This is a genomic window from Pseudalkalibacillus sp. SCS-8 (genome assembly GCF_040126055.1).
GTDB classification, from domain to species: Bacteria; Bacillota; Bacilli; order Bacillales; family Fictibacillaceae; genus Pseudalkalibacillus; species Pseudalkalibacillus nanhaiensis.
In genome coordinates, this window is sequence record NZ_CP143541.1 from 1,114,480 (window position 1) to 1,137,835 (window position 23,356).

General features: G+C 40.9%; 30 protein-coding genes. 24 read left to right on the forward strand and 6 right to left on the reverse strand.

Annotated features, from left to right (window positions below; translation table 11 throughout):
- Nucleotide 1: 1 nt before the first annotated feature.
- Nucleotides 2-181, forward strand: a complete 180-nt coding sequence (locus V1497_RS05775; protein ID WP_349410026.1) for a hypothetical protein — start codon at nt 2-4, stop codon at nt 179-181.
- Nucleotides 182-225: 44 nt separating this feature from the next.
- Here V1497_RS05775 and V1497_RS05780 read toward each other — a convergent pair whose 3' ends face one another.
- The gene (locus V1497_RS05780; RefSeq protein WP_349410027.1) at nt 226-1,911 is read right to left on the reverse strand and encodes a M3 family oligoendopeptidase; all 1,686 of its coding nucleotides are present in this window, start codon (nt 1,909-1,911) and stop codon (nt 226-228) included.
- 149 nt (nt 1,912-2,060) lie between these two features.
- Here V1497_RS05780 and V1497_RS05785 point away from each other — a divergent pair, with 149 nt between their 5' ends.
- The 7 genes from V1497_RS05785 (at nt 2,061) to V1497_RS05815 (ending at nt 6,094) form a co-directional block, all read left to right on the forward strand.
- The gene (locus tag V1497_RS05785; RefSeq protein WP_349410028.1) at nt 2,061-2,264 is read left to right on the forward strand and encodes a hypothetical protein; all 204 of its coding nucleotides are present in this window, start codon (nt 2,061-2,063) and stop codon (nt 2,262-2,264) included.
- A 21-nt stretch (nt 2,265-2,285) separates the two neighbouring features.
- Nucleotides 2,286-3,128, forward strand: a complete 843-nt coding sequence (locus V1497_RS05790; protein WP_349410029.1) for a VanW family protein — start codon at nt 2,286-2,288, stop codon at nt 3,126-3,128.
- Nucleotides 3,129-3,345: 217 nt separating this feature from the next.
- A complete protein-coding gene (locus V1497_RS05795) occupies nt 3,346-3,681 on the forward strand; it encodes a hypothetical protein (protein WP_349410030.1) in 336 nt (111 codons plus the stop codon).
- A gap of 22 nt (nt 3,682-3,703) precedes the next feature.
- Nucleotides 3,704-4,585 (forward strand): aminoglycoside phosphotransferase family protein, encoded by an 882-nt coding sequence (locus V1497_RS05800; RefSeq protein ID WP_349410031.1) that lies wholly within the window; start codon nt 3,704-3,706, stop codon nt 4,583-4,585.
- 11 nt (nt 4,586-4,596) lie between these two features.
- Nucleotides 4,597-5,139 carry a hypothetical protein gene (locus tag V1497_RS05805; RefSeq protein WP_349410032.1) on the forward strand — a complete coding sequence of 181 codons (543 nt, stop codon included), beginning with the start codon at nt 4,597-4,599 and terminating at the stop codon, nt 5,137-5,139.
- A complete protein-coding gene (locus tag V1497_RS05810; RefSeq protein WP_349410033.1) occupies nt 5,129-5,380 on the forward strand; it encodes a hypothetical protein in 252 nt (83 codons plus the stop codon). Before V1497_RS05805 ends, V1497_RS05810 begins: the two co-directional genes overlap by 11 nt.
- A 267-nt stretch (nt 5,381-5,647) precedes the next feature.
- Entirely contained in the window at nt 5,648-6,094 is a 447-nt protein-coding gene (locus V1497_RS05815; RefSeq protein ID WP_349410034.1) for a hypothetical protein, read from the forward strand.
- 307 nt (nt 6,095-6,401) lie between these two features.
- On the opposite strand, the gene V1497_RS05820 is transcribed toward V1497_RS05815, so the two are convergent.
- Entirely contained in the window at nt 6,402-6,530 is a 129-nt protein-coding gene (locus tag V1497_RS05820; protein ID WP_349410035.1) for a hypothetical protein, read from the reverse strand.
- 237 nt (nt 6,531-6,767) lie between these two features.
- Complete coding sequence (locus V1497_RS05825; protein WP_349410036.1) at nt 6,768-8,276, reverse strand: M1 family metallopeptidase; 1,509 nt, start codon at nt 8,274-8,276, stop codon at nt 6,768-6,770.
- A gap of 154 nt (nt 8,277-8,430) precedes the next feature.
- Here V1497_RS05825 and V1497_RS05830 point away from each other — a divergent pair, with 154 nt between their 5' ends.
- A complete protein-coding gene (locus V1497_RS05830) occupies nt 8,431-8,997 on the forward strand; it encodes a DedA family protein (protein ID WP_349410037.1) in 567 nt (188 codons plus the stop codon).
- Nucleotides 8,998-9,022: 25 nt separating this feature from the next.
- On the opposite strand, the gene glsA is transcribed toward V1497_RS05830, so the two are convergent.
- The gene (glsA, locus tag V1497_RS05835; protein ID WP_349410038.1) at nt 9,023-9,970 is read right to left on the reverse strand and encodes a glutaminase A; all 948 of its coding nucleotides are present in this window, start codon (nt 9,968-9,970) and stop codon (nt 9,023-9,025) included.
- Nucleotides 9,971-10,132: 162 nt separating this feature from the next.
- Here glsA and V1497_RS05840 point away from each other — a divergent pair, with 162 nt between their 5' ends.
- The 3 genes from V1497_RS05840 to V1497_RS05850 all read left to right on the forward strand — a co-directional run bounded on the left by V1497_RS05840 (nt 10,133) and on the right by V1497_RS05850 (nt 11,332).
- Nucleotides 10,133-10,630, forward strand: a complete 498-nt coding sequence (locus tag V1497_RS05840; RefSeq protein ID WP_349410039.1) for a GNAT family protein — start codon at nt 10,133-10,135, stop codon at nt 10,628-10,630.
- Between the two features lie 167 nt (nt 10,631-10,797).
- The gene (locus tag V1497_RS05845) at nt 10,798-11,001 is read left to right on the forward strand and encodes a hypothetical protein (RefSeq protein ID WP_349410040.1); all 204 of its coding nucleotides are present in this window, start codon (nt 10,798-10,800) and stop codon (nt 10,999-11,001) included.
- A 160-nt stretch (nt 11,002-11,161) separates the two neighbouring features.
- Nucleotides 11,162-11,332, forward strand: coding sequence for a hypothetical protein (locus V1497_RS05850; protein ID WP_349410041.1), 171 nt, complete (start codon nt 11,162-11,164; stop codon nt 11,330-11,332).
- An 88-nt stretch (nt 11,333-11,420) separates the two neighbouring features.
- On the opposite strand, the gene V1497_RS05855 is transcribed toward V1497_RS05850, so the two are convergent.
- The gene (locus V1497_RS05855) at nt 11,421-11,834 is read right to left on the reverse strand and encodes an ion channel (protein WP_349410042.1); all 414 of its coding nucleotides are present in this window, start codon (nt 11,832-11,834) and stop codon (nt 11,421-11,423) included.
- Between the two features lie 78 nt (nt 11,835-11,912).
- Here V1497_RS05855 and V1497_RS05860 point away from each other — a divergent pair, with 78 nt between their 5' ends.
- The 10 genes from V1497_RS05860 (at nt 11,913) to V1497_RS05905 (ending at nt 20,645) form a co-directional block, all read left to right on the forward strand.
- Nucleotides 11,913-12,395: a hypothetical protein gene (locus tag V1497_RS05860; RefSeq protein ID WP_349410043.1), complete on the forward strand. Its 483-nt coding sequence runs from the start codon at nt 11,913-11,915 to the stop codon at nt 12,393-12,395.
- A 97-nt stretch (nt 12,396-12,492) separates the two neighbouring features.
- Entirely contained in the window at nt 12,493-13,386 is an 894-nt protein-coding gene (locus tag V1497_RS05865) for a DMT family transporter (RefSeq protein WP_349410044.1), read from the forward strand.
- Between the two features lie 92 nt (nt 13,387-13,478).
- Nucleotides 13,479-13,922 carry a pyridoxamine 5'-phosphate oxidase family protein gene (locus V1497_RS05870; protein ID WP_349410045.1) on the forward strand — a complete coding sequence of 148 codons (444 nt, stop codon included), beginning with the start codon at nt 13,479-13,481 and terminating at the stop codon, nt 13,920-13,922.
- Nucleotides 13,923-13,978: 56 nt separating this feature from the next.
- The gene (locus V1497_RS05875) at nt 13,979-14,368 is read left to right on the forward strand and encodes a hypothetical protein (RefSeq protein WP_349410046.1); all 390 of its coding nucleotides are present in this window, start codon (nt 13,979-13,981) and stop codon (nt 14,366-14,368) included.
- Between the two features lie 78 nt (nt 14,369-14,446).
- Nucleotides 14,447-15,124, forward strand: coding sequence for a hypothetical protein (locus V1497_RS05880; RefSeq protein WP_349410047.1), 678 nt, complete (start codon nt 14,447-14,449; stop codon nt 15,122-15,124).
- Nucleotides 15,125-15,156: 32 nt separating this feature from the next.
- Entirely contained in the window at nt 15,157-15,456 is a 300-nt protein-coding gene (locus V1497_RS05885; RefSeq protein ID WP_349410048.1) for a hypothetical protein, read from the forward strand.
- A gap of 111 nt (nt 15,457-15,567) precedes the next feature.
- Nucleotides 15,568-19,005, forward strand: a complete 3,438-nt coding sequence (locus V1497_RS05890; protein WP_349410049.1) for a hypothetical protein — start codon at nt 15,568-15,570, stop codon at nt 19,003-19,005.
- Nucleotides 19,006-19,078: 73 nt separating this feature from the next.
- Nucleotides 19,079-19,627 (forward strand): GNAT family protein, encoded by a 549-nt coding sequence (locus V1497_RS05895; protein ID WP_349410050.1) that lies wholly within the window; start codon nt 19,079-19,081, stop codon nt 19,625-19,627.
- A gap of 203 nt (nt 19,628-19,830) precedes the next feature.
- Nucleotides 19,831-20,157, forward strand: coding sequence for a hypothetical protein (locus V1497_RS05900; RefSeq protein ID WP_349410051.1), 327 nt, complete (start codon nt 19,831-19,833; stop codon nt 20,155-20,157).
- Nucleotides 20,158-20,183: 26 nt separating this feature from the next.
- A complete protein-coding gene (locus V1497_RS05905; RefSeq protein WP_349410052.1) occupies nt 20,184-20,645 on the forward strand; it encodes a GNAT family N-acetyltransferase in 462 nt (153 codons plus the stop codon).
- An 8-nt stretch (nt 20,646-20,653) separates the two neighbouring features.
- Here the strand turns inward: V1497_RS05905 and V1497_RS05910 are convergent, their stop codons facing one another.
- Complete coding sequence (locus V1497_RS05910; RefSeq protein ID WP_349410053.1) at nt 20,654-21,547, reverse strand: hypothetical protein; 894 nt, start codon at nt 21,545-21,547, stop codon at nt 20,654-20,656.
- A 235-nt stretch (nt 21,548-21,782) separates the two neighbouring features.
- Here V1497_RS05910 and V1497_RS05915 point away from each other — a divergent pair, with 235 nt between their 5' ends.
- Nucleotides 21,783-22,733, forward strand: coding sequence for an alpha/beta hydrolase (locus tag V1497_RS05915; protein WP_349410054.1), 951 nt, complete (start codon nt 21,783-21,785; stop codon nt 22,731-22,733).
- A 106-nt stretch (nt 22,734-22,839) separates the two neighbouring features.
- The gene (locus V1497_RS05920; RefSeq protein WP_349410055.1) at nt 22,840-23,238 is read left to right on the forward strand and encodes a hypothetical protein; all 399 of its coding nucleotides are present in this window, start codon (nt 22,840-22,842) and stop codon (nt 23,236-23,238) included.
- Nucleotides 23,239-23,356: the final 118 nt, after the last annotated feature.

Sequence of the window (23,356 nt, forward strand, 5' to 3'; positions counted from 1 at the left end):
TATGAAAAGAAAGCATAGGAAGTATATAGTGGCAGGTCTCCTCCTATCCTTACTCGCCATGGCGGTTTTATCGAACCTCCACTTTCTCGAAAAAGCAAAACAATCCTGTATACATAACGATATGGAACCGGAAGTCCAAACAGACTTCTTAACAATCAACTGGACGGTTTCATGTAAATAACAAGGTGCGTTGATGAAGAACGCACCTTTTTTATATGTCTGTTATCATTTCAGCTGTTTTTCTGCATCAATAATCCATTCCTTGACGTCCTCCAACAAAGGCTCCAAGCTGTTCTCTTCAAAGGGTGATTGGATATCCGCCCCTCTAATCAACTCATTGAAAGGAAGTTTTCCGCCATTGAGGCACATTTCTAAATAGCTTTTCCATGCTTCCTCGTGAAAATTCAGTTGCTTTCTCCATAGCTGCACACTGCAAAAATGCGCAAGGTCATAATCCATAAAGTAGAATGGAGTCGTGAACAAATGGCCGATTTCATAGAAACTCGTTCCCGCCTCTAAAAACACATTGTCATCATAGTCCCGGAATGGAAGATAAGCTTGCTCGAGTTCTCTCCATTTTGACTTCCTCTCATTAATTGCAGCTGTCGGTTTTTCATACAAGTAGTGCTCAAACTCATCCACCGCACTTGCAACTGGCATATATAAGAAGGCACTGATTAAATGAATGTATTTGTACCGGTCCGTCTCTGCTCCAAAGAAGTACTCCAGCCAGGGCCATGCCAGACGTTCCATGCCAAATGAAAACACTTCAGCTGAATCATACGGAATAATGTATTCAGGAATGTTCCAATGTCTGGACATATGAAACTGGAATGCATGGCCCATTTCATGTGTAAAAACGCGAATATCATCAGGAATTCCATATAAATTCACAAAAATATAAGGCGATTTTTCAGGTCCAAGATATGTGGCGAAGTTTCCTCCGACCTTATGAGGACGTGGCGTGAAATCCAATTGATCATTAGCGGTCATTTCTTCAAAGAAGGACTTTGTTTCAGGTGAAAGCTCCGCAAACAATTTCTGCATATGCTGGAGGATTTCTCCACTTGGGCCTTTAAGAGAAGGGGCATCGTCACCAAAAAGATAGTTCTCATCATAGTGTTTCAATGATTCCACACCGATTCTTCGTTGTTGGGATTTTCGGAGGTCACATACAAAAGGGACTCCCAACGTCTTCACTTGGTCTCGGTATATCTTCAGATCCTCAGGGGTGTGACTGGTGCGGTTCATTCTCCGGTAGCCAAGCTCAGTAAAAGAGGAATACCCTAACTTTATTGCCATTGCATGTCGTGTGTGTACGAGTTCATCTAGGATTCTGTCAAACTGGTCTTCATGATCGGCGAAGAATTGATATTTCGCTTGATGGGCCATCTTTCGTATGTTCCGGTCTGGAGAGGTTAAGTGAGGCGTGAGTGCAGATAAGCTGAGTTCTTCGTTCTGAAATTCAATAGAAGCATTGCCAAATATTGCATGGTATTCCATAACCAATTCGTTTTCTTTTCGAAGGTCATCGTCAATCACAGGTGCGTATGTATTTTGTTTTAATGCTGCAAGACGAAACAATTGCTGCCCCCAATGGTCTTCGAGTTCATTTCTGAATGTAGCTGTCAAAAGGGCTTCGTAATAGTCCCCAACAAGCTTCATGTAACGAGAGTCATATCGGTTAATTTCGGCGAATTCCTTTTGAGCATGTACATCTTTCATATCCTTGTAGTGTTTCAGTCTTGCCTCGTTTTGCTTGGTTTCAAAAAGGAAACGTAGATCATTTAACTCCTTGAACCATTTTTCCTGTTCCGGAAATGTGGAAGCATGAGCAAAATCCTCTAATAAACAACCAAAATCCTCTTCTAATTGATCCATATCAAATTGAACACTCTTTTGATCAAACAAAAAATCACCCCTCTCCGTTATTACTTTCCATTGTATACTTAATTACTCTATAAAGTAAATAACATATTTTCTAGCGTAAAAATCAAATTAAGGATTGAGTAAATGCACATAGTTTGAAATAATTGTAAAAAAGATGATGAGGTGGGGTAGTGAAAGAAAATTTGAAGTTGGCTTGGATCGCTTCGTGGTTTGCTCTAGTGGGACAGCTTGTCTTTTTCATTGGTGTAGCAATCTATACAGGTGAATGGCGGTATGTGATGTGGAGTTTCATCGGAAGCATGACAGCAGGTATGACGTGCATGATCCATACATGGAAAAAACGAGCGGATGAAAGAAAGCTGGAAAACGTTTGATAAGACGCAAGGGAGTGGATCATGAATTTAGAAAACGTCAGGCCGAAAAAACGATCAAAACTGCGAATTACACTCGGGAAAATTTATTATACATACAAGCGTAAATGGATTTGGGTGCTAAAACATAAAAGCTATGCCAGACAACAATCCGAAGAAAGACTTTCCTATCAAGCAATTACACACTGTACTCCATTGCTCCGACAATTGAAAAATGTAGATATGTGGTACCAACACAACAAGATTATTAATCTACAGATTGCAATCAAGCAATTGGACGGGTTGATCCTTGAGCCCGGGAAGACGTTTTCGTATTGGCGAAGTATAGGAAAGCCAACTCGTCGTAAAGGGTACGTTGAAGGGATGGTCCTTCATTATGGGAAGTTTATGCCCGGTATCGGTGGTGGACTGTGTCAATTGTCCAATTTGATCTTTTGGATGACGCTCCATACACCTCTTCAAATAACGGAACGACATCGCCACAGCTTTGATGTATTTCCGGATAGTAACCGTACGCAGCCATTCGGTAGTGGTGCCACCTGTTCCTATAACTACATGGATTTACAAATACATAACCCATCAGCTAACACCTATCAACTGTCCCTGAAATTGAAAGACGGTTATTTAATAGGCGAATGGCGTTGTAGCAATCCCCAATTATACCGATATGAAGTATATGAAGGGTCTCACCACATACAGATGGCTTACTGGGGAAGCTACATCCGCAATAATACAATCCGCCGTAGAATCTATAATGGTCAAAACGTCCAACTTGACGATGAATTCATTGCAGAAAATTATGCCATCATGATGTATCAGCCTTATTTGGAACATACAGATACTAGGAACGCTAGAAGAAGATCGTAATAGTGGAGGTATTTTCATCGAGCAGTTGATTTGGTTCTGGATAATACCAGCCATCGTCATTGTAGTCGCTATCATTCTATTTATTTCATGGCTTGGTAATCAGAAAAAAGAATATATGATTTCATTTTCATTAATCACTATTGGGATTATCCTTTTTGTTTTTTATGCCTATACCCATTAGATAAGAGGGACTTCCTCTGATTGAAGGAGCGGTTGTATGAGTGGAATGGATTTGGGACTGATTGTCTATATTGTGAGTCTGATTGGCGGCTTTTTCGTAAGTTATAAATATGGTTCATTCATGATCAGGAAGACGGGGTTGTTCGTACCACAAACTTTTATTTCGTGTGCAATGGTCATCGCAATTGATGTGGTAGCGATCATCGCATGGGGATATTTTACGTGGGGTACGTCCGAGTTTGTATTCTTTCTGGGTATTGCCCTAGGGTTCGGTATCCTCGGGATCAGCCTGCTCACACTTATTACAATTCTACTTATTAAGCGAAAAAAACTCCTCCATACCTTTAATGAAAACGGGATTAACAATATGTAGGAAGCGAGATTAGGAGCTGCTAATGAAACATAACATACATCTATTGCTGCAAGCTGTAAAAAAGGAATGTGAACAAATATGTAGTCTCATAGACATAACGCCATTTGCATCTGGTGTGGAAAATTGTGTGTTCAGCGCGACGACTGAAGAATGGGGAACCGTCGTCATCAGGGTTCCCTGGGTACGAACGGAAGTGAATGGAGAAATCGAGTCCCGGAAAGGTCTGGAGAAAGAATATGAGTTAACAAAGCTTTGTTATGCTCAGGGGTTGCCTGCTCCAAAAATCTATGCTTTTCACAAAAGTGATCGCGTAGACTTTATCATTCAAGCGTTTATCGCCCATGAAGAGAACGTGGTGATCCTGAATGAAGAGATTGGAAGCTTTACGTATAGGTTACATAACATTGAGCCTTCAACCACGAGTTTTCTCCAAAACGCCCATCACGTCCTTCCACACAGAATTGTAGAACGGACGAAGGCAGCTGAGCAAGTGCTTGGTCATCGATTGCCTATCCCAGAGCCATCCGAGCTTGAAAGCATCTTTCAAGCTTTTCCGACCAAAAACAGGCTTTTGCATCTTGATATCAGACCTGAAAACCTGATTTTTGGAAAAAAGGGGATTAAGGCTGTATTTGATTGGACCAATGCAATGATTGGTGATCCGGTCTTAGAGCTGATGAGAATAAAAGTTTATGGATATCTCAATGAGGAGTTCGTGAAAGGATACACCCCTTTCCGATCTGAAATGGATCGTGTACCCGACTTAGTTAAATGGTTGTATCAATATGATACGACGGTGATGCTGACGTTGTTGTTCCTCACAGAACTCGATGATCACAAACAAGGGGAAGAAGCTCGAAATCGTCTTCTTGATCTCCACCGCAAAATTAAAATGAACGTGTAGAAAGGTAGATTATGAATCTTAATAAAAACACTCTAATTTATTCGGCAGTTGCAATTGTACTCGTCTTCATAGGTGCACTGTTTTTCTCAGACCGGACAGATCGTGTATATGGAAATGATGAAGACTCGATCATGAGTGTAATTCAATCCATTGATGGCTATAAAGGTCAAGCTGTCACGATCCTAGAAATCATTGATATCGATGACGAACGGATCGTTCCATTCCTGTTGAACAATGAACCCGCATATATCCAATTCTCAAAGAATCTAGACGGTAATTATATGTGGAACCATATTGAGAAAAGACAGGGCTCCTCCTTTTCTTCCTTCTTCCTGCATATCCATACCCATGACGTAAAAATCATGGTTGTGACGAATGATCAAAATGAAATTGCGAAGATGCAGGTAAATGTAAATGGACAGCTCGTTGAACAATCCTTTGAGGTCGGTAAAGCAACCGTATCCTGGCTGGAGATCCCCGTTTCGAAAGAAGGATATACGTTTAGGAATTATAAATATTTCGATCAACAAGGAAACGTCATTTATGAAGAGTAAATTTTTTCGTCGTATGTTTTCAAGAAAAATGCTGGTGGTCTTTACAACTCGTGACGCGGGCAAACTTTTGAAGGCAAAAGAAAATATAGAAGCTGCAGGGATTGTAGACTATCGTGTTGTCACTGGTGACAACACATCAATCCAATTTGCCGGGCCTGTTTTACATAAAATTAAAGTCTTCAAAAAGGATGTTTCTAAAGCGAAGGAAGCATTGAAGGCTATAAATAGAGAGGGGAGATAAGTTTGAAAAGCCTTTCTGTAATAGGAAAAGTGAACATGATAGTAGGAGCTCTCCTTATTGTTTTAGGGGTTGGCCTATTAATAAATGAGACGAGAAATGAAGCCTTCCAGTTTCCAGGCTCATTTGCAATCGCCTTTCTAACGCTCGGTCCCGCTATACTGTTGTCCTCTTTCTTTTTTAGGAAGAAATTACATCAATAATGGAAGAACTAGAGCTTATTTTCAACAAAAGGCAGTTTAATGGAATAGGTGGGGTGGGGGAACTGGGATGTATAAGACAATTAGTATGTTAATCGTGCTTATTATTATGATTGGATGTTCAGATGAATCTTTATCAGGACAGAAGCCACCAATAGCTACAATAGAAATCGGAAATGAAGAATATAGGACCACCCTTGGTACATATTGTTGGAAAAATACATGTGCAGATGCTGTTGGTCCATTTGAAATGTTAAAAGGAAAAACACCTATTCATGTAAGATCTGGGGAAACGATCTCGTTAAACATAGATTATAAGCCCAAACCAAATAAATTTCATCTTGTACAAATTGTTGATGAAAATAAAAAGGAAGTCCCGTTAAAAGATAATCAATTTACTGCCCCGCAAAAACAGGGGGTGTACTATTATTCTTATGGAGTTTGGTGGAAGGATGAACAAAAGAAAAATGGATCACATGGGAGTGCGTTTTACGCATTCGTCTTAAAAGTAGATTAGGCGGAATTCTTGATAAGTGGTCTTAATGTGTAAATTTTCAATATTTTATACACGAGTTTGTACTACTTAAGGTAAAGACTGTACAACCTTTTGAAAGGACGATATTATAAAGAAATTAAATACTTTATGTTTGGGATGCAAGATGAAATCACTTCTCCACTGAAAAAGGTATTATTGAAGAAAAAGGCACTTATAATATTAGGATTTACACAAATGAGGCTGAGGAAATAGAATTGAACTTTGCGTTATATTAAAAGTTCGGCGTATCCTTAAAGGGATACGCCATTTATTTTAGAGAAGATCCTCTTTAAAAAAAGAGTTTGAACGATTTGAAGACGATCGCCCACGTGAAAATGATGATGACGAGCGCAAACAGTAGGCTTAAACCAACAATTGGCCAGGCTAAACTAAATCCCCCATAAAAAGGAAAGCTCATTTTCTATCCCCTTTCAATGTTTCTTTATCCTATGAACGAATTAGCTGTTCAGGTCTAAATAATGAAGCAGATCCAAAGAAAAGGGCGGATGAGCTAAGACGAATGCTTTTATGAGAAACCCTAAATTATAAGGCTTAGAGGAAGGATCTCCCTCTAAGCCTTTTTGTGTAGTGCCACACAAATATACCTGTTAACCTTAGAATTATCTATTGTACTTTTTGCGAAATGTCCTCATTTTCAGCTGATATCTGCGAGCTTCACAGGTTGTTTGTCGTCGAGCCACTTGCTGAAATACTCTTCTGCTTCTGGTCCGATGACTGTTTTGAATGATTCGATTAATTCCTCGCGGGTACCTTGTCCGAATTTGTTCTTCTGATAATAGTCACGTAGAGCTTCGTTCATCTTATCAACTCCGATTTCCTGTTCAAGCTGATAGAACATATTCGTTGCGACTGCATAGATAAGTGGTCCATATTTATCCCGGTTTGAATCCATAAAATCCTTAGTCGATGACGTGATGCTATGTCCTTCTTTCGTTAACTCTTCAAATTCAGATGTCTTTTCCAGATAAAAATCAATGGACTCGTCTATGACATAAGGAAACTCTTCTTTCATATATTGCATCGTCGTATAGGTGGCCAAACTTTCATCAAGCCATGGGTCTTCAAAGGTATTGTTGCCAACTACTCCGTACCACCATTGATGTGCAATTTCATGTGTGATGGTAGTATGGAAAAAACCAGCTCCACTGCCATAATATTCGGTTTTGACCATCGTCAATCCTGGAAATTCCATACCGATAAGCGTTTTGTAGCCGGGGACGATCTCAAACTCATCGTACGGATATTCGCCATATTTTTCACTGAAATAACGTAAAACATTTTTCACATTATAATGATAAATTTTATGGCCGAATTTTGTCCGGTGTGTATACCAGCTCTTGATCTTAATTCCATTAATCTCATCATTTGAGTGCTCGTATGTACGATTTAAAACACTCATCATGAATTCCCGAACTTTTTCAGCTTTTACATAGAACGTTTTATTTCTGCCCTCTATTTCAGGATCTTTTCTTTCTGAACCCGTGCTTGCAATCTGATAGCTTTTCGGAACTGTGATTGTGACATCGTAATTGGCAGGATCATTATAGCTTGTGTCTCCAATCGGAATGAATTCACTCATGTACCATTCGCCATCGTTGAATATCGCTCTTGTCGGGAGCCATCCTGCGAAGTAAATGTTTCCTTCATTATAGGAGAAGATGCCGTCAGTACGTGGGACACTGACATCAAATGTCATCTCTACTTTTATTCTTTCGTCCAGCTCCCAATTTTCCTCCAATGGGATTTCCATCATCGTATCCTTCATGGAATAGTCGGCTTTTTCTCCGTTTACGGTGACTTCCTTAAAATCCAATCCTCCTGGCAATGGAGAATCGCCGAGATATCTTTCCCACGCTTCACCTTTAAGCGGTTTTAAATCCTTCAATTTGTTGGCTAGAACCTGAAAGTAAATCCGGTCTTGAACCTTACCGGTATCATTTTTCGTGTGGATCGTCATGGATACCTGTGCTGATTTCGTATGCGGTGCGACCTTCACATCAACCTTATAGGCCGTGTTCACTTCATCGAGCTTAGGTGGTAAGCCAAATACAGATCGTAATTGTGGCTGAGTGATAACGAAAAAAGTACCAATTCCTAAAAGCACTACAAGAAACAACCCCATAAATATTCGTTTTTTCTCCAATAATCTCTACCCCTATTTTAGTAATTTTTGGATATACCAATGTTCGACATATTCCAAATAATTCCTTTAACATTTTTTTATGTTTCAACAGAGGTGGATTAGTGAAAAGTAGATTACATGTTGATTCACATTACCTAATAAAGAAGGGAAAATTATGTTTGAATTTGTCATAAATCTAATAAAAGAGTTCGGCTTGTGGGGATTGCTTGTCAGTGTGGCGCTAGAAGCATCGTCCGTACCATTCCCAGGTGGGCTTGTGACGCTGACGTTCGGGTATTTTCTGAATCCGGGTATAGGAGAATTGATCTGGTACGCAATTCTAGCCAGTGTAGTTTACACGGTATTCAGTTATATTCCTTACGGGATCGGGAATAAATTGGAGGATAAATTGAAGGAGAAGACGAAGACGAGAAAGATTGAAAAGGCGCAGCGTTGGTTCAAGAAATGCGGAAGCTGGAGTATTGCCCTGACACGACCAATAGGCCTTGGAAACTATATTTCATACATTGCAGGCGTCAGTCGCGTGAATATGTGGAAGTTCGGAGTTCTCACCTTTATCGGCATTTTCCCATGGACGATGACCATGCTTTGGCTTGGAAGTACGGGGAACTTGAAATCGATTAAAGGCTTCCTTGATGAAGTTCAGCTGTATGGCTTTGCTGCAGTGGTTCTCGCTCTGCTCATTTATTTCTTCTATCGAAAAAAAGCCCATCAGACTTAAAAAAAGATTGACCGATCCATATCGGTCAATCTTTTCGTATGACAGAGAAGATATTTAAATCCAAATGCCTGGATATCCTTTGCAGCAGTTCTCCGCCTGCGGTACTGTTCCCCTTTTTATTAATTGCGGGCCCGATGATACCTACTCCATAGCGGCCCGGAACGGATCCGATCACACAGCCGCTCACGCCGCTTTTTACTGGAAATCCAACTTCCACCGCATATTTTCCAGCCTCATTATACATACCTGAAGTCATCATGATGGCCTCAATCGTACAGATGTGATCGGTCGAAATGATTTGTTCTCCAGTTTTCAATGAACGCCCGCCATTGGCGAAGAACACTCCGATCTTCGCGAGATCTGTGGTTGTCACTTCGATCGAGTTGATTCTGAAATACAGATCCAGTGATTCTTCAATGTCATGCGCAATCGCCCCTGTACTTTTCATGAAATAGGCGAGGGAGCGGTTGCGATCACCTTTCAATTTTTCGGATTCATACACTTCCTCATTCAATTTCAACGAATTGTTGTGTGTAATCTTCCTCAAGAGCTTCAGGACCCGCTCGAATTTTTCCTCAAGATCTTTTCCTTTGATCATGGCGGCAACCGCGATGGCTCCTGCATTGACCATCGGATTGAACGGCTTCTGGACATCATGGGCTTCAAGGTGACTGATTGAGTTGTAAAAGTCACCCATCGGTTCCATCCCCACATTCTGAAACACTTCTTCTTTTCCAAAGTCATCAAGTGCCATCATGAGACTGACGATTTTCGAAGCACTCTGCAGGGTGAATTTCATGTCGGAATCACCGGCAGAATAGATCTGGTTGTCCATATCAATGATACAGACGCCGAGTTTATTCTGGTCGACTGCATCTTGTCCAGGTATATCTTTAACGACCTCTCCTTCTCTTGAATAGGGCTTGCATTCAACGACAAGCTCTTCGAGAAGGTCGTTCGTCAATGTTTTCATGTTCCTTGCACCCCTATCTGAATAACATACCTAATGATTAGGATTCCACTATCCAGTTGATTTGAAACAATGGACAAAGTATCAATCCCAATCCTTGGAAGGAATTTTAGCGGTGGGTAAAGAAATAGAAGAGGCACATGCCAAAGAAGGAGGAAGGATATCATGGAGATAAGACATATAACAGAATCTGATGCTGAAGCTTTTTTACAATTAAACAAACAGCTGGACCGTGAAACGAAACTCATGCTTTTCGAGGCGGATGAACGGATGACGACCGTGGAAGAGCAAGCCAGAAAGATCCGATCGATTTCCCATGATCCTTACTCGACGATTTTTGTCATTGAGGAAGAAAAGAAGCTCATCGGATTCATTGTGGCAATCGGATCTCCGCAACGAAGGAAGTGTCATTCTGTGTATATTGCCACAGGCATTCTTCAGGAGTGGACCGGTCAGGGTTTAGGTACACTGCTGTTCGAGAGGTTGGAGCAATGGGCGAAGGAGCAGGGCGTGCATCGACTCGAGTTGACTGTAATGAAGCACAATGAAGCTGGAGTTGCGCTTTATAAAAAAGCGGGATTTGAAATTGAAGGTGTAAAGCGGCACTCAATGAAGGTCGACGGAGAGTTCGTCGATGAATATTATATGGCGAAATTGATCTAACGGAGGACAAGTTTTGGTAATTGGATTAATTCTTGTTGGATTGGTGGTATTCTTGGCGGGGTTCTTAACGCCAATAAGTGATTTATCCCAGCCGCGTTTTCTTTAACGATCTTCATCAGTGCTTTATTGATTACTCGCACAAAACAATTGAAGGAGGGGAAATCAGGATGAATAGAAGGAGGATCATAGGTTTTGTGTTCATCATACTCGGTCTAGTCGGCCTCGTCTGGTGGCACGGTACCTTGAGCGGAAGTGGGGGTATGGATGACAACCGAAACGTGCTGCAATATCTAGTACCGTATGGAGTGTTCATTCTTCTCACACTTGTAGGGGTAATTCTCTCAGCAAAACGCGGGAATTTACAGAGGTGAAAAGATGGGTTCGTAATGAAAGACAACTGGGTGATGAGAATGAGCCGATTTGTCTTTCATTAGGGTTATGAAGATCTTAACACCTAAAAAACAGGTGAGATTAGATCTTCATCTCTATGTAGAAGTTGGAAACTTAAATTGATTTGAAGGAGGTGAACAAATGGGGATTATCGCGATGCTTTTGATGTGGTTATTTGGAGGTTTTCTGCTCTTTTGTGTCATTTATTATGGCGTAAGAATGGGAATGGACTCATCAGATACAAGTGTTGAAATAAGAAAAATTCGTAAGCTATTGGAGAAGCAAGCTAAAGAACAAGAGGATAACAAGTAAAAGATATACATAGATCCAAAATGTCATCAGAGACCTCTAAAGATGGATTCGTTCAAAACGAAATCATTAGAGGTCTTTGCATATTCTTTTATTGCCCAGATTGATTAGATAATTCGAATGATTTCATAAAATAAGCTGTCGGCAGGAGAATACCGATCATGGATTCGATGATAGCGAAGAACCGGGCTGTTCCAACGGGTAACATATCCCCATATCCTACGGAAATCAATGTTTCACCACTGAAATAGAGTAAATTCAGAAGTGTAGGCTCAATCGGTTTCATAGTGGAAAGGTTTTGGACCAATACAATCTCCTTCATAGAAAGGAAGTAATACACTCCTGTAAAACCGAGCAGTATGCCACATAAAACGATGAACAAATTAAGGAACAATGGAAAACTGAAAGAGCTTTTTCGATACGTTTTGTTTGTGAAGAAGTAGATTAGATTGATCACAATAAAAACAACGGTAGCTCCCATTAAGAAATTGACCAAGTGAATCACCTCAATAGTATATTATCTTTTAAGGTGATGACTAAACTTGTTTTTTAGCTACTGCTGGATCAGTGAGGTGATGATTCAATGAAAAAAGCATTTGGTGGTATTCTCATTCTACTTCTGGTGGCAGTTGTACTCTTTCCAATCTATATCTTTTTAGTAGATCGAAGTGATGATGTCCACAAAACATTTGAAAGTCTTTCTGAGGCTCGGGGGGAAATACCAGACCATCATTTCAGCAATGCTCCTAAACTTCCAGAAGAGTATCGACTAACCAAAATCACCTATGATTGGGACGGTGATACGGCACCAATTGTAAAGGTTAATTATGAGACATCAACAGGCAAGACCCTTTCATTCATGCAAACCTCCAGCTGGTATGATGACGCTGATACGGAAATCATCCATCATCCAGACATCAAGGATATGACCTGGTTGAAAAACGGGACTGAGTATATCTTAAAATGGAGAATGACTAACAAGGAATCCTATAAATATCTGATATCGAACGATTTGTCTGATAAGGCATTATTCGTCACGGTTGCGGAAAGATTCAGCCAAAACTAAGGTGAACTCGATGCGTCCTCTTTCAAGAGGGCGCACTTTCCATTTAGAGGTAAAAATTGGAGTGATATGCTAGTATGTATGGAAGAAGGTGATACAGTTGGATTCCATTAAGAAAGGTTATTTACTGAACGCTCTTTCAGTTTTGATGATGGCGATAGGACCACTCCTTTCAAAATTCGGACTTTTGCACATCTCTCCGGCCAAAGCAGCGGTCATCAATACAGCTACAATCATCATCGCGAGTTATCTTTGGGGCGTATTCAGTAGGAAACGGGTTCGCTTTTACGTTGAAAAAGAAATCATTTGGCTAGCTTTATTCAATTCATTAGGTGTCATCTTTCTATTCATCAGCATGGATTTATTATCACCAGTTGAGGTTGGTTTTTTAGGGAGATTTTACACGGTGTTTGCCGTTTTCTTATCCGTTTTCATCTTGGGTGAAAAAATGCCCAAAGGAGAAGGTTCCTTCATCGTTCTTGCCATACTTGGTGCCTTTCTTTTTGTCAATAAAGGCGGTGTGTCCGAGACCTCAATTATGGGCAGTATCTTTGCTCTTCTTTATACATTCTTTTTTGCCCTTACGAATGTGTTCATTAAAAAAACGGTATCTGGTGAGAAAAACTCGAACTCGATTCTTTTCACGAACAATTGTGTGACCATGCTTTTCGTGCTCATTTATTCGGTTATTGTTGGAGAATTGTTTAACACCCAGCATCAAGTGGAGGGTGTGCTTCTTATCGTGCTATCGTCCATATTAACGGGTTTTCTAGGGACGATTTTGTTGTATGAAGCTCTGAAATATTTGCGGTTTTCCATTGCGAACGTATCAAGGGCAATGAGTCCAATCCTACTTGCAGCTATGTCGTACCCGTTCTTTCCAGTCGAGCTTACACTATTGAATCTCATCGGGGCAGGCCTTCTAGTCATCTCCATCCTGCTGCTTTCAATCGGAGACCAGCAAAAAGAAAAGCTTAAAAAACAGGCTTCTTAAATGATTCGAAATCCGCTTTATACATATACGCATGATATATATCTGTGGCGAATTGAACAATTTAGGAATATCAGTTTGAAAGGATGAATGATTTGAAGATTATTAGAGGAAATAGAAGCTTTGAATTAGAAGAATTTCTCAAGAAACCGTTGTTTGCTCATCTTTCAACTTTGGCTGATGAAGGACCTCGGGAATCTCCTGTGTGGTTTCATTGGGAGGATGAGTGTTTATGGATTATCGGATCGAAAACGAGTGACAGCTTTCCCGGAAGGATAGAGCAAAATCCAGCGTGTGCGATTGGGATTGTCGATTTCGATCATACAACAGGGAAGGTATTGCATGCTGGATTCAGAGGACATGCAACCGTCGAACCGTTCAATATTGATATTGCCAACAATTTATTCCGTCGCTATCTCGGTCCGAATAGACAGGAATGGGATCCTCGATTCACAACGCATAGAGAAGATGATATTCTCATTCGATTTGTCCCTGAAACGGTCGTAGTCCGGGATCAGTCCTTTCAGCCGAGTATATGAATCGGAACATGCGCTATATAATCATAATCACAGTGCTTCTTGTGGTTGGAGGCTGCATGGAAGACAGTACTCCTCTTCGGTCCCAAACGGAATCAGTCATCAATGAAACGTTTAATACGGAATTTGGTGTCATCGATCAGATTATTGTCCAGCGGAAAAATGGAGAAGACTTTAAAACATTAACAGTGTTGAATTCGACCGATTTTGCCGAAAAAATCAATTCCTCTCTTGTGGGGGACACAGATCAACCTGAAAGTGACCCCGATTATTACGTTACTTTTAAAACAAGCGAGTCCATGAAGGAATACAGTAAAGATCAATCCATAGCGGAAATGTCTTATTATCAGAGTTTGAACATTATGTGTTATGAAGAAAACTGTGTGGAACTCAACAATGGAGTGCACGAATGGATCGATGATGAGTTGAATGGGAAGGATGACTCCTGAAATTACTATGGGGCATCCTTCCTTTTTTGTATTATACTGAAAAGGAGTTTAAGAGCTGTAAAACGGGGGTTAGACGAAGTGGCAAACACGAAACTTTTTTCAGCAGTGCATCCTTTTAAGCCGATATCCGTAAATAAAGTATTGAAAAGAGTGAAAAGAAAAGGATTCATATATAAATTAGTGAAGATGGTTGAGATAGACGAGAAAGTTCATCTCTTTCAATTTGAAAGAGATGACCGCATTCTTCACTGTATTTATTTTGACCCTGAAGAGATGGGTTATGAGTATGGCGTTCTATTTGTTGAAAGCGACGAATCCTATCATACATTCTTAATACAATTATTTGGAAGCGGTCGTTATGCGGAAATGACCATGGATGTTTATCTCGATTTGGATCAACCGGTAGACATCCGAGCTAAAATTGTACAAGTCTATGAAGGTCAAAACTCTTCTCCAATCTGCCATATTTACGGTCAGAAAATGTGGCATGATCACGCATTTATCGTGGCGAATCGTGATGCATTGGTCGAGCTAAGGGGCGCGATTGATGTGGCTTTGGAGCATGATGAGTCCCGAGTGGTCTTTTTTCCGTCAGACGGTGAAGGATACGATTTGTATATCAAACAGGTTGATGAAGACTTTGATTGGGAAAAGATCGAATTACCTTATCATGACCGCGACGCTTACATCCCGGAAGGAAAAGAGGGATCACCACAACAGTTGTTTGAACGCTATAAAAAGAATTTTAGGAAGTAAACCATTTCTATTAAAAGAGAGGAATTAAAGCTTTGAAGTTTACAAAGGGGAAGACCGTTCTAATAATTATCGTGGGTATTGGATTGTTTTTCGCATTGAATCTCTTTGGTCCCTACAATTTGTTTGCAAAGGTGAATGCGGAAAACATCCTTGAAGAGCCACTCCTAGAAAATCATTTTAAAGGCATGGACGTCCAGGGGATCACTTACCAGGGTGATAATACATATTTAGTCAAAACTGCTACTGACGAATACATTGTGATCCAGGATTATTTTTCAGTGATGAATTATAAGTGGAAAATCTATGAGTATGACAAAACATTGGCGTATTGACAGGGTGGGGTAACTGGTATAAATTTCTAACCAGGTTTGTTTTTATAAAAAGATTATGAGAATGGGTGAGGGAACAAGATTAGTAGAGTTGATCCGTAAAGGGGGGATTCGATGAATCATTATTCGTCGGAAGAGAAAAACAGGATCATGAGACAAGGGTTGAAAGAACTTGAGGAACAGGGGTATATTTCATTCGAGGTGTACGACCAGGTCCGTGATGCGCAGAATCAGTATTACGTGGACATGCTTGAGAAGAAGAGAGCAGAGCTTGCTGAGGCCGAGAAGGTTCAAAAGACGGAAGTGCAATTTGAGGATGCAAAGCATGCAGAGCCTATTGAGTTTTCTAAGCCGAAAAAAGTAAAAAAACAGCTGTCACCTCAGGAAATACGTGAGCGGAACATTACTTGGTCGTTGAATTTGGGCGTCATCATGCTGTTGATTGGCGGACTCGTTCTCGCGACGAGTACGTGGGAAACGCTCGCAGATTGGATGAAAACAGGCTTAGTAGCCGCTGTATCCATCTTGTTTTTCGGATTGGCGTTCATTACAAAGCGTGTATTGAAAATCGAAAAGACAGCATTTGCTTTTCATGTCCTCGGTAGTTTGTTCTTACCAATTGTCATCTTATCTGCTGGATATTTTCAATTGTTCGGTCCATATTTCTCCGTGCAAGGAGAAGGGCGGTTTCTATTTGGCGCAGTAGGAACCTTGGCGATTTTACCGGTCTATTTATTACTTGCATCAAGACTATCGTCACGCCTATTCATTTGGTTTTCCTATATAACGTTCAGTGTTTTTGTCGGGTTTGCGATTGCTGCGATGTACTTGCCGGTTGATGGCTTCTATCTAGGGATCATGTTGTTCAATGCGCTTTTGATTGTGAGTTACAGGTACTTGAGGAACGATGAACGATTCAGCTGGTTGATGAAAGATTTCGTCCCTTACATACAAGTGAATCTCGTCTTATCTACTTTACTCATGCTTGTTTTCTATGATCAAGAGGTCTTCTACAGCTTCAATTTATTCCTTACGGCCATCCTGTATATGTCAATGATTTATGTGACAAATCGCAAGGAATATTACTTTGTCTTTAGTGCTATGCTCGTTTACGGCGTGTATCAATTGATCGAGAACTCGATCCTGGATTCATTCGGAAGCATCGGGTATGCCTTGCTCGGTGTTGTGTTCTTGATTTTACCAAATTTCCTGAGTGATCAAATTCCTTTAAAACGAATTTTCCGATATATGAGTGCAGTCGTTTCTGGGTGCGCATTCCTTTATATCAGTTGGGAAGGTATCCTATTACGAATGAATGAACCTTCATTCGCTTTATTGATGGCATATGTGATCATCTGGTTGAATTTTACGTATCTATCGAATGCAACAAATCAGCAATTATTCAAATACTTAAGTCCGATCTTCCTGTTCACAGCTCTATATGAACTCGTTTTATTAGGGCAAACGTGGATCGGATACGACACGATCATGTTCCCATTGTTTATCGGGGCGTTCATCGTCTATCTCGGTCTTGGCTGCTTTCTATCGGTCAAATTTTTTCAGTCGATCAGAGAATCTACACGCGATATAAGTCTTGCAGTAATGGCTGGCACTGTCCTATTCAACTATGCAGAGATGATCTGGTGGCAGACGGGAATTATGTTCCTGCTGTTCGCTTTCATTGGGTTGGTAGGACTACGTTTTGAAAAAAGAGAAACATTCCTGGCAACGATTCCGTGGATTCATGCTTTATCACTCGGTCTCGCTGTATTGGTGTTCATTGAGGAAATGTATCCTGATCGCAATGCTAATCAGCCTTTCGAAGCGATCAATCTCGTAGCTAGTGGCATTGTATTGTTACTCACAAGTCTAGCTTGGAAATCGCTGAAACGAAATGATCTTTCGACGAGTACTTTTTTTGCTTCACACCTTTTTTATTTCGTAGGTCTCGTACTTACATTCTCATTCGTATTCGATCATTTTCTCCGCTCTGCTATCGTTTTGGGTGGCGTAGGAATGGCACTGCTTTTATATAAAAGGCTGAAATGGTCTGCTTTGGCTTTTGTTGTCAGTATGTTGACGTTACTCTGGTATGCGACCGCCTTATTTGCAGTCCAGCGCGAATGGAGAATTACATTTGAAGTGTATGATACTTTACAGCTCAGCGGCGGCGGTGCCTTTTTACTTGTCATTGGATTACTTGTAGGACAGAAGGACCGCGGACTGATGAGAGGATACTATTGGATTGGACACCTTTATATACCTCTTGCTCTCCTGGTCAGTTATCTCTTTTATCAAGAGGCAGCAATCTGGCCGCTCTTGCTTGCAGTTGTCATTTATGGAGTCAGCGTCTGGAAGGCGAAAGCGGAATGGTTATTGAAAACCTTCCTTTATGCCGCGTTTACGTCAATGCTGTTAACGATCCAGGTGATCTTGGATCGACTTGATCTACATGATTTTGAACACTATTCGTTCTTCATTTTAAGTGTACTAATCGGATGCGGCTGGTTCATCTTTAAAGGCGAGTGGTCGAGGAGAATTGCTTACTATCTTGTTCCATTTTCAATCATAGGGATGAACGCGTTCCTTTCCGCTGTTCCTTATGAATGGGATGCCTTTGCGGTGATGATTGTCTATGCGGTAGGAACACTGGTCGTTATGCACAAAGAAAGATGGGATGTATTCTCCGTTGTACCGCTTATCCTTGTGTTTGCAGGAGTCGTAAGATACGGAGAAACGGTGTTGGATTATTATCCATTTGAACTGCTTACGTTCGCAATTCTAGCAATCATCATGACTGTTGTCGGACACGTCCTTTACAAATCCGTATATGAAAAACCGGAAGATAAGAAAGGCTTTGGTCGGATTGATTGGTACACGATTGTTGGTTTCCTCGGACTCATGGGCATGTATGCGTTCACAACGGAAGAACTTTGGGTACGGTTGCTGCCAGGCCTGTTGATTTCAGCGAATTTGTATTTCCAGCGGAATCGAATTCCGTATGTGCCGGCAAAATGGCTCATGTTCGGTGCTGTCGTGTATTTGCTTCAGCCGTATTACACGCTTATCCTGGAGCTCGATGTACCACAGCTATTCGAGCGTGAACTCTTCGTACTGCCTTGGGTCGGATTAGCGATCTATTTGAAAAAGGTTACGGCTCCAGAACGAAGGGTGATCGCCAACCGTATCCAGTGGGGCGTGCTGATCATCGTCTCGTTATTACTCGTCCAGGATGGCATGGCAAGCTCGACGGTGTATGATGCAATTATTGTCGGGACACTTTCACTCGCATCCATGTTAGGTGGTATGGCCTATCGGATCAAATCATTCTTTTTTGTTGGTGCAGGTGTGTTGCTTCTCAACTTGTTCCTGCAAACGAGACCGTTCTGGGGGAACATGCCTTGGTGGGTTTACCTGTTGATAGCAGGCTCGATTCTGATTGGTGTTGCAAGTTATAATGAGTGGCATAAACAGAAAACCTCAGATGGAAAAGAAACGCTGATTACGAAGTTAAATAAAAAAATCATACAAAAAATTAAAGCGTGGGAGTAAGACTGAATGAGCGCAGGTGAATACCAAATTCACTTGCGTTTCCTTTTATATTTTTACAAGGAGGAAAAGGATTATGGAAAAAGTACTACCAACGATTGAAACATCTCGGTTGACGTTAAGACAGGTCACACTTGAGGATACAAATGATCTGTACGCTTATTTATCAGATGAAGAAGTCGTAAAGCATATGGGATTGGAGCCATATGAGACGCCTGAGGACGTAATGGACGAAATCAATTGGTACTCAAAAATTCTCAGAGAGGGCAGCGGAATGAGATGGGGCATCACCCTTAAAGGTTCAGATAAGGTGATTGGAAGCTGTGGTTTTCTGAACCGGGCGCCTATGCATTTCCGAGCTGAAGTAGGCTTTGAATTGAGTAAAGATTTCTGGGGGAAAGGAATCGCTGGGGAAGCATTGGAGGCTGTCGTCCGACACGGTTTCGATCATCTTGAATTGGAACGGATCGAAGCGTTGATTGAACCTGAAAACGTAGCTTCCCAAAAACTCGTTGAGCGTCAAGGGTTCTTGCGTGAAGGTTTGTTGCGGCACTATGAATATACAAGTGGAAAGTTCGATGACCTCTACATGTACTCGGTTTTAAGAGAAGATGTTTGCGAGTAGAAGTGAGTTTGGGGTTCAGGTTCAAAAATTTGCAACTGGGTTCATAATTTCGAATCTGGGTTCATAATTTTTGAAAATATGTTCAAAAAGCCGCAACTAGGTTCAAAATCTCGCAAACGGCAAAGTATTCGCCGATAGCGTTACAAAAAGTATGTAACCGTCTGCAATTTTCAAACGTCTTAAGCAAAAAAGGGTGGGGTTCGATGATTCGGAGACTGCTTTTAATCATCATGTGTACTCTTTTTGTGATGACGGGTTGCAGCGAGAGTACAGGCGGCTCCTATGAAGGTATTGTTAAGGTGAACGGCAAGGAATTCATATTGAAAGGGGGAGGCGAGAACCCAGAATTCACAATCGGTCAAAAAATTGGTGAGATTCGGATGAAAGTAGACCCTGATGTTTATCCGAAGAGCAACTTCTCATCGAATATTGCATCAAAAGGAGCAGAACTGTATTTCTCGAAAGAAGACGACAAGATCTTAATCGTAAAAATCCAAGATGGAAGTTACATGGTATTTGTAGAGAGATAAACGAGATTAAGTAGGTGATTTTTAAAATGATCGAAATTAGAAACATGAGAGAAGAGGATAAGGATTTTATTCTAGACTTATCTTCACGTCTAAGCGATATCGAATATATGAGTTGGAGAGACCGCCAACAAATGCAGATGAAACAACGAGAAATTGTAAAAGAAGCAATCGACTCGAACACTTCAACAGAAGAGATCTTTGTTGCTGTCGATATCCACGGAACCCAAATGGGCTTTATCCATCTCACGGAGAGTCGTGATTATTTTACAAATGAGAAGCAAGCTTACATATCGTTACTTGCTGTTTCCAAGGAAGGTGAAGGGAAAGGGATTGCAAAAAGGTTGATGGCCCAAGCTGAAGATTGGGCTAAGAACAAGGGTTATAAACAATTGACGTTGAATGTTTTCTCTAGCAATGAAAGAGCGGTAGGATTTTATGAAAATTTAAGCTTCCATAATGAAGTTCAAAAAATGGTCAAAGAGCTGTAGAGTGCACCTTAATCCTTCACACATTTCTCCGGATTAAACGTGATCGGCTGCCATGGTTCGTTGCGTTGCTTTCTGAATTGTGCAATCTCGATATCGTAGCCATTGGTCAGTTCGGCGAAGAGGATCCGATACAAATAGCCATCGGTCCCTTTGAAATCAATCTGTTTTACGTATCCGTGCTGAACTATTGGATAGAGCTTGTGGATAAGCTTACACCAGTTTCCATACATTACTTGGACCGCTGCTTCGGCATCGTGATTCCAACCGTGATAGGGTGCACAGAGGAAATCCTCACCCTGAAGCTTGAAGTCCGCAATTTTATAGCGGGCTTTTTCCTTTTTCAAAAACATGAATCCGTAGTAATAGGCGAAAGTCGTGTTCCCTTGTATCGTGCCTTCAATCGTTTCAATTTCAATGAAATATCGGAGCTCGCCTGGATGGTCAGGATCACGCGTAGTTTGTGTCATTTTTATGAGGTTGATGTGTCCGATACCTTGGAATGAATCGTAAAATGCCTCGTAGTCCACTTTTTTCTGATACGAATCTGTGAAAAAGCTGTAAGCGACTGGGTAAGGAATTCGAGCTGATCCTACTGTTCCGCAACCTCCCATTTTCTCCCCTGAAAAATTGGCTGCTTCCCTCAGCACACTGAAATAATAAATGATCGTGTCGTCAGGCGTTGCCGTCAAAGCATACGGCAACTCTATTTCTTCTGGCTCCAACTTCAAATAGGGGTTGAAGAAAGAGTATTTTTGAATTTTGGTGTTCAATGCAGGATAGCAGGATGGCCGGAAATATTTTTGGTTGATATCGACGTCATGAAGACGAACATTCGATCCAGCTTCTTCAATTTTTACAGGTGTGGAATAGGAAGCCCCCATCACTAATCTTTCAACTGACATGACAAATCCCTCCCCAATTCATTTTATTGAACGATTGATGAAACATGTGAAGTTCATTGTTTTTTCTGAATCTTTGTGCTATGTTTTCTAAGTCACAAGCATGAGAGGAGTGATCATTATGAGAAAAGTCAAAGTAATGATTGAAACAAAAAGGGGCTCTGAGGATTAAGGTGAAAGGACATGTTTACCTGCCTTAGAGAAAAGACGTGAAAAAACATCATCATCGGAGGTAAATATGACACATATGACGTATACGAAACTATTGAATACAACTCTCGAAAAATATGTAACGAGCGGTGCGGAGGCAGCCTATGAGTACATATCTCGGTATGCCGGCGAAATGAATGAGGATCATGCACAAATCTATAATTTCCACTATTCTTTAGCGGCCGCTTCGGGACATGAAGAAGAAGCACTCACAATCATGAAAGAAGCTATTTTAGATAAAGGTCATTGGTACGCTTATGACTATTTGATTGAAGATGATGACTTGAATTCTCTTAGAAAATATGAGGATTTTCAGAAAATGGTCGAGTTGTGTAAAAGGCGAGAGGAAGAAGCAAAAAAAGCGGCTAAACCCAAGCTTGAAATAATGCATCCAGATATGGAGCAAAAGGAGTCGCCATTGTTGATCGCTCTGCATGGTAATCAAGAAAGTTATAAACGAACAAAGGAAAATTGGCAGTCAATCGTATCACAAGGTTATATTCTCGGGATGCCTCAGTCCTCGGAAATTGAATTCTCGGGTGGGTACTCCTGGGATGATGTTGAAGGAGGAACGAAGGAACTTCAAGGTCATTACAAAGAAATAATTGAACATGAAGCGATAGATAAGGAGCAGATCGTCTTAGGTGGATTTTCAGCTGGAGCACGTGTTGCCTTAAATGCCATTTTAAAAGGCTCAATCCCGGTAAAAGGGTTCATTTTCGTAGGGCCCTGGTTACCTGAAATTGATGAGGTGTCAGATGAATTGTCTCGTTTGGCGGAGATGGGCATAAAAGGCTATGTGATCTGTGGGGATCAGGATGAGGATTGCCTTGAGAGTACGGAACGGTTTGTTGAACTGCTCAAGGAAAAGAATATCCAACATACTTATCATCTCATAAAAGGTCTTGACCATGATTACCCGGAGGACTTCCACGAAATCCTGGACTCTGCCATTCAATTTATTACAAAAGGATATTAAAATGAGAAAGCGATGCGGATGCGCATCGCTTTCATTATTTTCTAGTAGTTTGAGAGCAGTCAGTCTGAGATAATAATAGGAAACAAGAAGAACTGGAGTTAACGTCGTGAAAACTATACTTGTCATCTTCATCTATACGATTCTCATTGCTGGAGGGATAGGAATATATATTATCGCGAATAACGATATTGATCATCCTGCGGCTTTTCCTTTTATACTTGGGTATGTCATTTTCCTGCTTCTTACCATTTTTGGAGCAATCATCATCATGGGATTCAACTTTCTAAGAATCGGATGGCGTGAAAAATTCAAAAGAATCAAGAACTTTTTGCTGCTCTATTGTGGACTAGTCGGCTTAAAACTGGCCATTTATTATACCTTTAAGCCTGAGTGGTTAACCTTTACCAATATCTTTCTAACATCACTAGGACTGGCATTAGGATGGGCATTCTTTGATTTACTCACCCTGAAAAAGAAGAAGGATTGGAGCAATCGATGGGATTAGCCTTTCATAATATGAAAAATTTAGAGAGCGGAACTAGAGCTAGCCATTAACATGGGTAGCTTTCCTTCTATTTTCTGAGTGGTTATAGGGTATTCTGACACCATTCTCGTAAATTTTC